This is a genomic window from Litchfieldia alkalitelluris (genome assembly GCF_002019645.1).
GTDB lineage: Bacteria > Bacillota > Bacilli > Bacillales > Bacillaceae_L > Litchfieldia > Litchfieldia alkalitelluris.
In genome coordinates this window covers 5,212,504-5,226,977 of sequence record NZ_KV917374.1, presented here as the reverse complement: position 1 = coordinate 5,226,977, position 14,474 = coordinate 5,212,504, and the positions used below count along the sequence as shown (strand labels likewise).

Here is a 14,474-nt window from a genome sequence, read left to right as displayed (position 1 = left end):
TATGTCAGTGATTAAGCTCCAAATGCAAAAAGGGATAAAGTGGACTGGAGCTTCAGCAGTTCTTATTACGATCGTTCAAATCGCTCAATTTGTGATGTTAGGCCAAAGCATGAGTTTAGCTCAATTTGGGCAGGTCGGAATACTTACTACGATTATTATTTTTGCTCAAATTGTAATTGATTTAGGATTAGGGTCAGCTGTTATTCAAAAGCAAGATGTGACCAACAAGACGTTATCGACATTGTTTTGGTTAAACATCTTTGTGGGATTAGTTATATTTTTGACTCTGTTTTTAACAGGGCCGATAATATCTCTTTTTTTCCAACAACCAGAATTAACGAATGTAATAAGACTTGTTGCCGTTATTTTCTTAATAGCACCAGTTGGTCAACAATGTCAGTACTTGCTACAAAAACATTTGCGTTTCGATCAACTAGGGGGAATTGAAGTTAGCTGGACAATCATCTCTTTTATTGTTTTGTTAGTGCTTTTAAAGTTAGTCAGTCCAATTTATGCTTTTGCGATTTCGCAAATTGCTTTTTACGGTGGAAAAGGAATTTGTTATTTCTTATCTTATCAAAAAACATGGAAGCCGACTTTTGACTTTGATTTAAAAGAATCAAGGGAGTTGCTAGCCTTTGGAGGTTATCAGTTATTATCACGTTTAGTAAACCGAATTGGCTCTAACCTTGATGTGATTATTATTGGGAAATTTATGGGTGTAGAGGCTTTAGGGATTTATAATTTAGCATACCAAATTATTACGATACCTGTATTAAAAATCAATCCAATTATTACGAAAGTGGCATTTCCATTGTTTTCAAAAAACCAGCAGGATCATCATCAACTTACCACTGGATATTTACATATGACGAAGTTGTTAAGTATAGCTTCTTTTCCGATTTTATGTGGACTAATCTCTGTAACCCAAGAATTCGTAACACTATTCTTTGGAAGAAGGTGGCTAGTTGCGGTTCCTGTTATTCAAGTCATGGCAATAGTAGGAATACTGAGAGTTTTAATGAATCCTAATGGCTCAATTATCCTTGCAAAAGGAAAAGCGAAACTAGCCTTTTACTGGGATTCAGGTGTTCTCCTTTTCTATGGAATTGCTTTGATAAGTGCTGTTACAGCAAATAATTTAGTTTTTGTGGCTTGGGTTTATGTGATTGTAAGCTTGGTTAATTTTCTCCTTGGAAGATGGCTATTAACTTATTTGATCCAGCTGAAGTGGGTGGATTACATCAAGACCATTATTATACCGTTGAGCTTTTCGATCATCATTAGCATTGGAGCCTTTGTGGTGAAGGAACCATTATCACTGCTATTTCAAGGTTCAAATGTCTTACCATTTATAACTACCATTTTCTTAAGTGCGAGCGTTTATATTTTATTGTTCTTACTTTTAGGCTATTTTCGTAACTTTGTTGCTATTAAACGGATGTTATTAAAGATTAGAGGTCGAGCTATATGAATGTTTTGTGGATAACAAGTGTGTATCCTAGTGCAGATCATCCCGGAAGTGGAGTTTTTCATGAAACACAGGTTCAGGCCCTACTTAGTCAAGGAGTTAAAGTAACTGTGATATGCCCGATTCCAGAGTCGCCATTCTTTATTCGTTTATTTAAAAAACAATACAAAAAAAGAGATGGTGAAGAACTCAGTTATGTACGTAAGGGTGTAAAGGTTTATCGTCCACGATATTTAGCTATTCCTGGGCAGTTAAGGTGGGCTCAACCAGATCTTAGGATTGCAGCTTGCATTAGTAGAACACTGGAAGAATATGATCTCAAACCCGACCTTATTCATGCACATTTTGCGATGCCCTCTGGTGGTGCTGCAAGATTAGTAGCAAAAGAAAAAGAAATTCCATGGTTATTAACTTTACATGGTAGTGATGTGAATATCTATCCCCACTACTCTAAGGGGGCAATGAGGGTATTTACAGAAGCGGTAACTGAGGCGAGTGCCGTGTTGGCTGTTAGTGCGCGGCTGAAAAGTAAAACAACTGAGCTTACAGGAATAGAAGGAAATGTTCTCCCTATAGGAGTCAATCTAGCGAAGTTTGCAAAGTTTACTGAGTCAAAAGATGAATTAAGAAGACGCCTGATGTTACCTACTGATAAAAAATTAGTCGTATTTGTTGGCAGATTAACAAAAGCAAAAGGGGTTAACGAACTGGTAAATGCAATGGAACATGTTTCAGAGGATATTGCATTTGTTTTTGTTGGTGATGGTCCTGAAAAGGAAAAGTTAGTGAAGCATAAAGAACTTAATCGAAGGCTCTTTCTAACAGGTCAGGTTGAAAATGAACAAGTACGGAGCTATTTAGTTGCTGGTGATGTATTTGCATTACCTTCTTATACGGAAGGAATGCCAACTGTTCTGATTGAGGCAATTGCATTAAAAATTCCGGTTATTTGTACGGCAGTTGGTGGGGTCCCTGAGCTATTCGGGCCATATGCTAATCTACTAATTGCAAAAAAATCAGTGCAAAGCTTGGTTGAACGAATTGAGGATATTGTCTTTGGAGGGGTTTATACATCAAAGCAACAACAATATCTCTATGAACATATCCAAAAAAATTATGATGTGAATCGAAATGCTAGCTTGTTAGCGGAACTCTATCAGGAAATCATAAATGAAGGGAATGATGTTTCATGGCGAAAATGGCTGTGATAGGTACGGGTTATGTTGGTCTTGTTTCAGGTACTTGCTTTGCGGAAGTGGGAAACGATGTAACATGCTGTGATGTTGATCAAACAAAGATTAGTAATCTACAAAGAGCAATTATGCCAATCTATGAACCTGGCTTAAAAGAGCTTGTACAAAGGAATATGGAATGTGGAACACTTCGCTTTACGGTTGAGATAGGGGATGCGATAAAAGAAGCTGATATCGTTTATATTGCGGTGGGTACTCCGATGCGTTCTACAGGAGAGGCGGATTTAACATACGTGAAACAAGTCGCCAAGACAATTGGAGAAAACTTAAACGGATATAAAATAATTGTAACAAAAAGTACAGTGCCGGTTGGAACGGGAAAGATAATTAAAAAAATTATTAAAGAGTACTCATGCCTTCAAGTTCCATTTGATATTGTATCAAACCCTGAATTTTTAAGAGAAGGTGCGGCCATTAAAGAAACCTTACAGATGGAACGGGCTGTTATAGGTGCATCAAGTGGCCATGCATTTCAAATTATGTCAAAACTACATGAGCCGTTCACATCAACCATCGTAAAAACAACAGTAGAAACAGCAGAATTAATTAAATATGCTGCAAATGCATTTTTAGCGACGAAAATATCATTTATTAACGATATCGCCAACATCTGTGAACGCGTTGGAGCAGATGTCACGAAAATATCGGAGGGTATTGGGTTAGACAGTAGAATTGGTAAAAAGTTTTTACAAGCAGGAGTGGGGTTTGGCGGTTCTTGTTTCCCAAAAGATACGGCAGCTCTTTTACATATTGCAACTGAAAATGGCTATGATTTTAAGTTAATGAAAGCTGTAATGGAAACAAACGAGGCTCAACGTGTTCAACTCGTAAAGAAGCTTGAGGCGGAATTAGGTTCATTAAAAGGGAAGTCAATCAGTGTCCTAGGTCTTGCTTTTAAGCCAGATACCGATGATGTAAGGTCATCTCCCGCATTAGATATTATCCCGTATCTAGTGAGCCAGGGAGCAACAGTAAAGGCGTATGATCCGATTGCAATTAACGAAGCAAAAAAACGACTTGGTTATCAATGTGTGTATTCTGAAAATCTTTACGAAACGCTTACGGATACGGATGCTTGTTTGATCTTAACAGACTGGAACCAAGTTAAGGAACTGGACTTAATAAAAACAAAGAGCATACTCACTCAACCTCTCATTGTTGATGGGCGTAACCTATTTTCACTAGAAATGATGGAAGAACTTGGTTACACGTATTTATCAGTTGGTAGACCTGCAACAAATAAGATAGTGGATTTAACAAAAGCACTTTAGGAGGAGTTCTGATGACGAAGGTAATTGTAACTGGTGGGGCTGGATTTATCGGATCACATATTGTCGAAGAATTACTTGATCATCATTTTGAAGTCGTTGTTATTGATAACTTTTCATCAGGACGAAGGGAAAATATTTCACATTTACCTGTTGAAACGATCGATTATGATATTACCTGCCCAAAAGTAGTTGATATGATTGTCTCTATTAATCCAGACTATATTATCCATCAAGCGGCACAGGTGAGTGTCGCAGAATCAGTAAAGGACCCTGTCAAGGATCAACAGGTTAATGTAAAGGGCTCTCTTCACATCATTGAAGCTGCGATTCAATCAAACGTTACAAAGCTAGTGTTTGCTTCATCGGCTGCTGTGTACGGAAATCCAACAAGGTTACCAATCTCCTTAGAGCATCCAACGAATCCAGAGTCTCCTTATGGATTAACCAAGATGATGGTTGAACATTATTTGCAGCTATCTTATAAATTGTATCAACTGCCTTACAGTATCTTGCGGTACAGCAATGTTTTTGGGCCGAGACAGGATGCACATGGTGAGGGAGGAGTGATCGCTATTTTTACAGATTGCCTTCAAAAAGGCAGATCACCAAAGATTTATGGTGATGGAACACAAACCAGAGATTTTATCTTTGTAAAGGACGTTGCTCGTGCGAATGTAAAAGCGATGCTAGCTAGTGAAAATCTATGTTTAAATATCTCGACGAATCAATCACTTTCAATCAATGAACTTTTTAAGGCGATGAAGGAGGTTGCAGAGGTAGATTTAGTTTCACATTATGTAGAACAACGTCAGGGTGATATTAAGCATAGTTTACTAGAAAATAAGGCAACCAGAGCCTTATTGAACTGGGAGCCGACATTCGAACTTTTAGATGGGCTTGCAGCAACGATTGAATATTCCCGCCGCCAAAGCGAAAAAAGGGAAGAGGCAGTGATTTCGTAAATTAAGAGGGTAGGAGTTAAATGGTCATCAATCACAAACTTCTTCGGATAACTGTAATAGGTTTTTTATTAACTGTACTATTCTTAGTATCTGAAGCCTTGGGCATGACAGAGCAGATGTTTCTTTTTATAAGTCTGTGGATAATAATCGGTGTTTTAGGATTTATTGCCTATTACGTAGAAGTCAAAAATATCATTGTTCCACTTATGTTTTTGTTAATTTGCTCTACGTTTCTCAATCAATCCATTTTTACGATTCACTTAGGGTTCTTTAGTTTATTTTTATACAGAATGCTATTGATTACCGTGGTGACGTTATTTGTTTTACATATATTCAAAGAAAAAAACTTTATAGATTATTGGAATCAAGTTCATGTAAAAGGAATTCTCTTATTTTTCCTTGTATGGATTGTTTATGGAACCATTTCATTGTTATGGGTAAAGTCGCTTATCGCAGGTATTAAATACTTGTTCTTACTTGGCATTGGAATAGCGTTTATTTTTTTAGCTGTTTTTTTATTAAAAAAACTCTCGCAATTGTTTGCTGTTTATCTCTTTTGGTCTGTCATGTCCATGCTTTTATTAATTCTTGGATGTGTGAATCATTTCGGTCATATTCAGCTTCCGAGTTCGACTCTTTATGGAGCACCTGAATATAAATTAGGTTATCCAACAGCAGTATTCTTCAATCAAAATGATTTTGCAACATTCTTAACGATCTCGTTCTTTTTTTACTTTTCTGCCTTGAAAAATAGTCGTAATTCATATTTCAAATGTGGAGCATTTATTCTAAGTGGGTTATCGGTATATATGATTTATCTAACGGAATCAAGGGCAAGTCTGTTAGCTATTGGTGTCGGATTGATCATCTATGTGTTAATGATTGTTCCGAGTTTACTAAAAAAGGTAATCGTGATAACAAGTGCCTTAACAATCACATTACTATTCTATCTAAATATTGAAAAGATATATTCTATCTTATTACAGCTAAGTGAAGCTTCAACAGAGAGTACTTCGTCAAATGTGGTCAGGTTAAATTTAATTAAAAATACATTCGCTTTTTTTATTGAATCATTTGGATTTGGTGTGGGTGTTGGAAATCTTCCATTTTATCTTGAGAATCAAGCAATTTATGATACAAATCACGTGGTTGAGGTGCATAATTGGCTCGTTGAGATTATCGGAAACTTTGGCTGGGGAATTTTTCTTGGTTATTTGACTATGTATATCTACTTAATCCATAGGCTTTACTGTTTTTATAAAAAAAGACTGGGTAATCAAGCGAAGTGGCTTGTGGAAGCGGCAATTCTCAGTCTAATCGCATTCTTAGTCTCTAGTATTAGTCCTAGTTCTGTTAGCAATCTATTTTTCCATTGGGTATTTCTAGGGTTTGTCATCTCTTTATTATCTGTATTACGAGGTAAGGAAAGTCAAGACGTTATTGATAATTGGCATGAAGGAGTAGCACAAAAATGAGAATCACCATACAGAGGATATTGGTTAGAGTAAAGAAGTTTATTGTAATCATTGTCATCATGCCTATTTTACTAGGGTTACTTGGATGGTTAATACCTGTTGAGAATAATCCAGTGACTTACAAAGCGGAGGCAAAAATCTTACTAGGAGAATATAGTCACTCAGACTTAAATAACCCGAAGCATCTTCAAATCCTTTTGACTCATGAACTTTTTTATAAGGAACGTTTAAATGATTGGTGGGAAAATCACCAAAATCAGATAAAAGCAAACTTTCAGGTGATGATAGTAGATGAAGGCGTAATCGTATTGTCCTATCATGATCAATCAGCTGAAAGAGCGGAGCGGTTTCTTCATGATGTGTTAGAAGAGTATCTGTTATTGGATCAAAGCGTTGTAGCTGAAAAGAAAACAGTCATACAGTCGGCAATTGACTCAATCTCGAATCTTGAGATAAGCAAAGAAGAAAGTGTCGAGCACCAACAGTTTCTATATGAATTAAATACAGAATTATTAAGTGTAAGGGAAGCAAAGCTGCTTAACAATATGGAATTACGGAGTGAGTCAATCAAATCATTAACCTCTAGTGAAAGAGGATTTTTAGGGGGGTTAATAGGTATTACATTGGCATGGCTATGGGTTGTTGTTCCTGTAGGTTTTCAAAAAAAGGAAGGTTCTTTTTAATTAGGGATTGTTTTATCAAAAATTTCATAGCGAACTCAAGAGATTATTCAATAGTATCAAAGTTTAGGAGAACAACCAAAAAGTAATGAATCATATGGGAGGTTTCTTTCATGACTAAAAAGCCTATTGTCTCAATCATTACACCTTCATACAATGCCATCCAATATATCAATAGCACAATTGAATCAGTAAAAAATCAGAGCTTCGAGGACTGGGAAATGATTATTGTGGATGATTGTTCAACAGACGGTACACAACAGCTATTGCAAATACATAAAGAGCAGGATGAAAGAATAAAGGTCGTTTATTTAGAGGAAAATAGTGGTGCAGCGGTTGCTCGTAATACTGCCTTGAAATATGCAAGTGCTAGATTTATTGCCTTTTTAGATAGTGATGATCGGTGGAAACCGGAAAAGCTTGAAAGACAGCTCTCCTTTATGAGAGAAAAGGACTTATCCTTCACATTTACAGCTTATGAGCTTATGAATCAGGAAGGATCGTTATTAAATAAAAAGATAGCCGCTCCAGCGCAGATATCTTATCAAGAGATGCTAAAAAATACGATTATTGGTTGTCTAACGGTAATGATTGATCGAGAAAAAGTTGGGGACTTTCGTATGCCAAATATACGAACAAGGCAGGATATGGCCACTTGGCTCTCTATTCTTAAAAAAGGTCATATTGCTTTTGGCTTAAATGAAACATTAGCAGAATATCGTATTGGTAATCCATCAATCTCAAAGAATAAGTGGAAAGCTGCTTCTATGAATTGGTTCGTCTACCGCAAGATTGAAAAGTTAAATGTATTTATGGCATGTTGGTGCTTTTCACATTATGCCTTTCATGCTTTGATGAAAAGAATATAAAGGATGATTAATATGGAGACCCTTCACGTGATTGTTGCTACTGGAGAATGGAACGGTGATCAACTTAGGTACAGGCGCCATCGGTTAGCGGAATTTTTACTAAAACAAAAAGATACTATAGAAGTGATTTGGCTTTGTCCAAGTCCCAGTCCTGGTCATAAGAAAGAAGCGTATATCACCTTACCTAACGGCATTAAGCAATGGACCATTGCAGATTTTCTTCCACAAAAGCCGTTTCGCATTGGCCGGTACATTGACATAATGTATAAAGAAAAATTAAATCCATTAATTGATTATCTAAAGAAGTTTGAAAACATCAAGGTTCAATTGTGGTATACATTTCCGGGTTTTCCGATTCTCTCATCATTATTTAGGTTTGATAAAGTAATTTATGACTGTAGTGATTTATGGGCAGCTCCTATGAATGGCGGTAGTTCGATAGTGTCTAAGTTGAGAGAAAAAATTATATTACAAGCTGAGGAGCGACTGATTCATAAAGCTGGTACTGTGTTTTGTACATCTGACTACTTAAGAAATAAAATAGAAACAAAGGTAGGATCTTCTGAGCGAATTCATACGTTTGAAAATGGAGTCGATTTTGAACTTTTTGAAAATAAACAGAAGGAGTTACCATATGATTTCAAGACACCTGTGATCGGTTTTATTGGTGGAATAAAGCCTAAGCTTGATTTTGACCTGATTAAGCAGGTCGCTAAGCAACGTCAGGAATGGACATTTCTTTTTGTAGGACCAGACGGAACGAATGGACTTCAAGAGTTTAAAGAATTATTAAATGAAAAAAATGTGGTGTGGACGGGGAGTGTAGATCCTCTAGAGGTACCTAAATATATGGAATTAGTCGATATTGGAATCATGCCATATAAGCATTCAATATATAATGAGGCAGTTTTTCCTCTTAAATTATTCGAATTCCTAGCAGCAGGAAAGCCTGTAGTAGGAGCTCATTTACCTTCAACAAAAAAATACCAAGAAAAATTTGTTTACTCGTATTTGGAAAATAATAATGTTGGAGATTTTGTGTCTGAATGTGAAGAATTACTAAAAATGAAGAATTGTCAAAATCATATTAATAGAAGGAAAGAGCTAGCTTATACAAAAAATTGGGATCATATATTTCAAGAAATGATTCAAACATCGCAATAGTAATGGCTCTTGTCTGAAGTGACTATTGTTTTTTAACTAACTGTTAGGGGTTATCCACACTTAATTAAATGTTTTTTGACATGTCATGAATGCAAAAAAACAATCTTGATTAAAAAAGTTTGTAGTAAGAGTAAAGGGTTGAGTTTTAAGGGTGCCTACTATTAAAAATACAAAAGAGAAAGCGTATGAATTAGCATACGCCTTTTCTTTTGTTATCAGAGGAGTTGGGGGCTGGACTGGACAAGGGGCCATTCTGTCTTTAGTTGAAAAGGAAGTACTTCGGCTAGCGGTCGAAGCTGAGAATCCATATACCGTATAGAAGTAGAAAAGTATTTGAAGTTAAGTGGCAGACCGGTTAAAATAGTTCTTTCACAACTAGTCGATGAAAAGATGCTGATTCTCGTAGCTGAGACAGTGAGAGTTCGCTCTTATCGGTTAGGGGATCGGGCTAGACACTTTGAATGGTCTAAATAGAGGGAGTAATTCCCCTTAAGTAGCAAATGGCACGGAAAATAAGCATAAATAGAGGGAAAAGTTCCTCTTATTTGACTTGAAAAATGTAAAAATAGGTATGATTGCTTTGTATAGGAGGAAAACCTCCCTCTATTTACCCTAAAACGAGCGTTAATCTGCACTTAACGGAAAAATCTCCGCTTATTTTTTTCACTAGTTAATCAATTATGGGCATTACTTTTATAAAAAAGGAAGTGAGATGAAGGTAGGTTACTTACTTTTGTTAGAAACTCATTTAGATGTATTACGGTGAAGTAAATGATGGTTACTTAATACAGAAACTCGCTAATTACTAAGCAAGCTTTACTTTTTTATATACCAATACGGCTGTCATTTCGGTTCTTATTTTAAGAAAAGCACATCAATACGAAAGCTTGTATAAAAGAGTCGTACCTTTTTAACAAGCTTTTTTTCTATTTCAGAAATAATAGGCTATTACTTCTTTTCATGTCTAGGTTGGAAAAAAGTGTGGAAAAAGATAATGATAAAAAGTGTGGAGATATAAAGCAAGAATAAGAAATTTAGGAAATGCTGCATTAATAATTACCTCCTAGTCAGGGTGAGTGAGGAAAGCAAATGTTATCAACAAAGCAATCATTTGGATGAAGGTCTTGATAGCTTTATCTTATCCAGTTTTTACTAAGGATAGATTAACCCTATGTTAATCTTTGGTTAAGGCTCTTTTCTGAAAGATTGTTACTAAGTGACCTAATTAAAGTAAAACACACTGTTTTGTTTGAATTCCGGTTTGCTATTTCTAGGAAAAGATGCGGCTCTACTTAGTTGACGGTTTATGTAAAGGACCTTTCAAAAGAAGTTTATGAAAATACCCCAGGTTAAAGTAGAAACATTTAATTGTATAGTAATTATTATTAAAGCTTACATGTTCATGATTCCCAATAAATTCATTTATATGAAAGATTTTGTATTTATGGCTTGACTATTAAGTTGAAGGACTCGAATTTGTGAGGATCTACAAGATATTGTAAGCAAAACTCCACTTTTCTTATCACGATCTTAAAATATAGGTATATATCGCACATAATCGCAATAATCAGAACTTTACAATAATTACCAAGTAAATTAGTATTTATATACACCTTTGTTTTTAAAGTACGTGACGTCAAAAGCACATAATCACGACGAAGTTCTTCCCACAAAGACAAAGGAAAAAATATTAAAGGAGTTGATTTAGTTATTAATAGTGCCACGTTAATTACATTTATTATTTACTTAGTCGGTATGTTGGCAATTGGGATTGTATCTTATCGAATGACTAGTAATATGTCAGATTATGTACTTGGAGGAAGGCGATTAGGACCTGGAGTAGCAGCACTTAGTGCAGGAGCTTCAGATATGAGTAGTTGGTTATTACTAGGACTTCCTGGTGCATTTTATGCAAGTGGCTACAATCAATTATGGTTACCATTAGGATTAGCTGTCGGAGTTTATATTAACTGGAAAATGGTTGCTCCAAGGCTTCGGACATATACGGAAGTTGCTGGAGATTCGATTACTATTTCTGAGTTTTTTGAAAATCGATTTCATGATCATTCAAAGTTATTAAGGATTGTATCGGCAATTGTTATTTTAGTATTCTTCGCATTTTATACTTCTGCTGGTTTAGTAGGAGGAGCGATTCTCTTTGAAGAGTCATTCGGACTAACATATAGCTCTGCACTTCTTATCAGAGCAATAGTGATCATTTCATACACATTTTTAGGGGGCTTCCTCGCTGTTAGTTGGACTGACTTTTTTCAAGGTATATTAATGTTCTTAGCACTAATCATTGTACCCATTGTTGCCGTAGTGGAAATGGGCGGCTGGGGTGAAACAGTTTCCATTGTTAGATCAGTAGACCCGAGTTATTTAGACTTTTGGCATGGAACAACATTTATTGGTGTCGTATCTCTTTTAGCATGGGGATTGGGATACTTTGGGCAACCACATATTATCACACGATTTATGGCGATTAAAAATGTAAAAGCTATAAAAAAAGCAAGATTTATTGGTGTATCCTGGACACTCCTATCAATTATTGGTGCCATGTTTACTGGACTAATAGGGATTGCCTACTTCTCAGCAAATCCATTAGCAGATCCAGAGTCAGTATTTATAGCATTCACTCAAATTTTGTTCAATCCTTGGGTTTCAGGATTCTTACTTGCAGCGGTATTATCAGCGATTATGAGTACAATAGACTCACAGTTACTCGTATCTACAAGTTCTTTAGCAGAGGATCTATATAAAGGTGTATTCCGTAAAAATGCTAGTGATAAAGAATTAGTCTGGATTGGCCGTTTTGGAGTATTAGCGATTGCGATTTTTGCAATCCTATTAGCAACCAATCCAGAAAGTTCAATCTTAGATCTTGTTGGTTATGCAGGGCAGGCTTAGGCGCAGCATTCGGACCTGTTGTTATTCTTTCTCTATATTGGAAGCGAATGACTCGTAATGGTGCTCTAGCTGGAATGATTGTCGGAGGACTAACCGTCATCATATGGGGTAATCTTTCAGGTGGATTATTTGACATCTATGAATTGGCTCCAGGTTTCTTGTTTTCATTACTTGCAATCTTAGTTATAAGCTTAGCAGGGAAAGAACCAAGTAAGGAAGTCACACAAGAATTTGAGGAGTTTGAAGCAATTAAATAATTATAAGAATCATTTAAGAGTTATCCAATTAATCAGGATAACTCTTTTTTATTAATTAACCTGAGTAGACCTTCATGCGAATGAGTATTTGCACCATGAAGTATGAAAATAGTGCATTCACCTAGTGTGGAATGAGCGGAGAGCCACTTGACTCCTGCGGGATCCAGTGGTCTCGTGAGACCCCGCAGAAGCCCGCCCCTGGCGACGAGGAGGCTCACGGACCACCCCACGGAAAGCAAGTGGATCGCAGCTCATGGAACTCCACAACCAAAGTTATTTTCAGGGTAGACTTCCATGCTAATTAAAATTAGCACCATGGAGGATGAAAAATTATACTTAGCTTAGTGTCTAGCTCCAGGCGCTATCGGCTCTTTAGGTCTAAGTCAATCCACCCTAGAAGGTTAAAGAGCAACCTTCTAGCCGACTCGTCTTATGCCTGTCGCCGATGAACGAGCGCCTTCAGCATTTCTTTTTTCAGGGTAGACATCCATGCTAAATAATTATTTCGCACCATGGGGTATGAAAAAGTGTTTCCTCCTCAGTGTGGAATGAGCGGAGAGCCACTTGACTCCTGCGGGATCCAGTGGTCTCGTGAGACCCCGCAGAAGCCCGCCCCTGGCGACGAGGAGGCTCACGGACCACCCCGCGGAAAGCAAGTGGATCGCAGCTCATGGAACTCCACAACCAAAGTTATTTTCAGGGTAGACTTCCATGCTAATTAAAATTAGCACCATGGAGGATGAAAAATTATACTTAGCTTAGTGTCTAGCTCCAGGCGCTATCGGCTCTTTAGGTCTAAGTCAATCCACCCTAGAAGGTTAAAGAGCAACCTTCCAGCCGGCTTGCCTTATGCCTGTCGCCGATGAACGAGCGCCTTCCGCATTTCTTTTTTCAGTGTAGACTAATAATAAAAACTAGTAAAAAAGAACTACTTATTATACAATTGGAATATAGTTTATATAATAACCTTATGAAAATGGCAAACCTACTGAAAAGTAGAGACGCAAAACCACGGGTCTAAAACTGTAAAAAGTTATGATAGCCGGGTTACCAAGAAGGGCAAAATAATGTCTTTTATTTGGTGTCTGCTATTTTTAGAAATAGTGGATTTTTTATGGTTAAATTTACATTTTTAAAAAAATTAATTTCTACAGGGGATATTGAGATGACAAGTGTACTCTTATTTTCAACAGGATTTATATTCGCTGTGTTTGTGCTAATGATCTATATAAGTTTCGAAAGAAAAAATGCAAGGGAAAAGTTTGAAAGTGAAAAGAGAACCTACCAATTGCTTGAAAGTTCGAAGGATGTTATCTATCACTACGATATTTTACCTGAATTTAAATTTAGATATATCAGCCCATCGTTAGATTATATTCTAGGGAAGGGTATTGTCGAGAAAGGGTATATAAATCCATATTCATGTTTTGAGAACATACACCCTGATGATTACCAAACCCTATTTAATAAAGTACAAGGGACGATTGATTACAGCCAGCCTATCTTACAGCGTTGGAGTAATAATCAAGGAGAATATATTTGGTTTGAAGAATATACAAGCCCTATTTATGAACATGGAAAATTAGTAGCAATTAAAGGTGTCATGAGAAACATCACAGATAAGATTAAACTACAACAAGATTTGGAGTACCAAATTTCTCATGACCATCTTACAGGTCTATACAATAGAAGCTATATTAGTAAACAAATGGAGTTTTTTGACAAAAAAGAAGATGTTCCAATTGCGTTTATCATTTGTGACTTAGATAATCTAAAGCAAATAAATGATAGAGATGGACATCGAAAGGGTGATCAGTTAATTGCGGAAACAGCAAAGATTTTAAATAGTGTTAGTTCTGAAAATGTGATTGTTGCAAGATTGGGAGGAGATGAATTCTCCATACTTATTACAAGTCATGTGGAGGAAGCCGTTGAGGAGTTGATTCAGAATATAATAGATAGAATCACACATTATAACGAAAATCACCAATTAACAATCAACTTATCTTTAGGATTTGCCTATCATCATTCTTCTTTTGGACATGTGGAGAAATTATTTTACATGGCAGATGAAAGAATGTACGAAAATAAAAATAAGAGAAAAATGCTAGCCTGAAGGAATTTATAAACCTTTTCACGAATCTATAAACCATCCTGAAAGA

Annotated in this window: 10 protein-coding genes, 1 pseudogene and 1 riboswitch; all 11 genes and pseudogenes read left to right on the top strand. The window is 36.4% G+C overall.

Going from position 1 to position 14,474, the window contains the following annotated elements:
- Nucleotide 1: 1 nt before the first annotated feature.
- The 11 genes and pseudogenes from tuaB to BK579_RS24345 all read left to right on the top strand — a co-directional run bounded on the left by tuaB (nt 2) and on the right by BK579_RS24345 (nt 14,428).
- Nucleotides 2-1,474, top strand: coding sequence for a teichuronic acid biosynthesis protein TuaB (gene tuaB / locus BK579_RS24395; protein ID WP_078550024.1), 1,473 nt, complete (start codon nt 2-4; stop codon nt 1,472-1,474).
- A complete protein-coding gene (tuaC, locus tag BK579_RS24390; RefSeq protein ID WP_078550022.1) occupies nt 1,471-2,679 on the top strand; it encodes a teichuronic acid biosynthesis protein TuaC in 1,209 nt (402 codons plus the stop codon). The genes tuaB and tuaC overlap by 4 nt, the downstream gene beginning before the upstream one ends.
- A complete protein-coding gene (tuaD, locus tag BK579_RS24385; protein ID WP_078550020.1) occupies nt 2,661-3,995 on the top strand; it encodes a UDP-glucose 6-dehydrogenase TuaD in 1,335 nt (444 codons plus the stop codon). Before tuaC ends, tuaD begins: the two co-directional genes overlap by 19 nt.
- Before the next feature lie 11 nt (nt 3,996-4,006).
- Complete coding sequence (locus tag BK579_RS24380) at nt 4,007-4,957, top strand: NAD-dependent epimerase/dehydratase family protein (protein ID WP_078550018.1); 951 nt, start codon at nt 4,007-4,009, stop codon at nt 4,955-4,957.
- A 20-nt stretch (nt 4,958-4,977) separates the two neighbouring features.
- Nucleotides 4,978-6,432: a teichuronic acid biosynthesis protein TuaE gene (gene tuaE, locus BK579_RS24375; protein ID WP_078550016.1), complete on the top strand. Its 1,455-nt coding sequence runs from the start codon at nt 4,978-4,980 to the stop codon at nt 6,430-6,432.
- On the top strand, nt 6,429-7,115 hold the full coding sequence (locus BK579_RS24370; protein WP_078550014.1) for a hypothetical protein: 687 nt from the start codon (nt 6,429-6,431) through the stop codon (nt 7,113-7,115). The genes tuaE and BK579_RS24370 overlap by 4 nt, the downstream gene beginning before the upstream one ends.
- Before the next feature lie 110 nt (nt 7,116-7,225).
- Nucleotides 7,226-7,981, top strand: a complete 756-nt coding sequence (tuaG, locus tag BK579_RS24365; RefSeq protein WP_078550012.1) for a teichuronic acid biosynthesis protein TuaG — start codon at nt 7,226-7,228, stop codon at nt 7,979-7,981.
- 3 nt (nt 7,982-7,984) lie between these two features.
- Complete coding sequence (gene tuaH, locus BK579_RS24360; protein ID WP_078550010.1) at nt 7,985-9,145, top strand: teichuronic acid biosynthesis protein TuaH; 1,161 nt, start codon at nt 7,985-7,987, stop codon at nt 9,143-9,145.
- A gap of 151 nt (nt 9,146-9,296) precedes the next feature.
- Nucleotides 9,297-9,464 (top strand): hypothetical protein, encoded by a 168-nt coding sequence (locus BK579_RS25935; RefSeq protein WP_169891247.1) that lies wholly within the window; start codon nt 9,297-9,299, stop codon nt 9,462-9,464.
- Between the two features lie 1,391 nt (nt 9,465-10,855).
- Nucleotides 10,856-12,312, top strand: a pseudogene (putP, locus tag BK579_RS24355) (sodium/proline symporter PutP).
- A 968-nt stretch (nt 12,313-13,280) separates the two neighbouring features.
- Nucleotides 13,281-13,367: riboswitch (cyclic di-GMP riboswitch) on the top strand.
- A gap of 110 nt (nt 13,368-13,477) precedes the next feature.
- A complete protein-coding gene (locus tag BK579_RS24345; protein WP_169891246.1) occupies nt 13,478-14,428 on the top strand; it encodes a sensor domain-containing diguanylate cyclase in 951 nt (316 codons plus the stop codon).
- Nucleotides 14,429-14,474: the final 46 nt, after the last annotated feature.

Coding starts and splice junctions, on each gene's coding strand:
- tuaE (WP_078550016.1), top strand. CDS start 4,978: ATGGTCATCAATCACAAACTTCTTCGGATAACTGTAATAGGTTTTTTA.
- tuaC (WP_078550022.1), top strand. CDS start 1,471: ATGAATGTTTTGTGGATAACAAGTGTGTATCCTAGTGCAGATCATCCC.
- tuaB (WP_078550024.1), top strand. CDS start 2: ATGTCAGTGATTAAGCTCCAAATGCAAAAAGGGATAAAGTGGACTGGA.
- tuaH (WP_078550010.1), top strand. CDS start 7,985: ATGATTAATATGGAGACCCTTCACGTGATTGTTGCTACTGGAGAATGG.
- BK579_RS24380 (WP_078550018.1), top strand. CDS start 4,007: ATGACGAAGGTAATTGTAACTGGTGGGGCTGGATTTATCGGATCACAT.
- BK579_RS24345 (WP_169891246.1), top strand. CDS start 13,478: ATGACAAGTGTACTCTTATTTTCAACAGGATTTATATTCGCTGTGTTT.
- BK579_RS24370 (WP_078550014.1), top strand. CDS start 6,429: ATGAGAATCACCATACAGAGGATATTGGTTAGAGTAAAGAAGTTTATT.
- tuaG (WP_078550012.1), top strand. CDS start 7,226: ATGACTAAAAAGCCTATTGTCTCAATCATTACACCTTCATACAATGCC.
- tuaD (WP_078550020.1), top strand. CDS start 2,661: ATGGCGAAAATGGCTGTGATAGGTACGGGTTATGTTGGTCTTGTTTCA.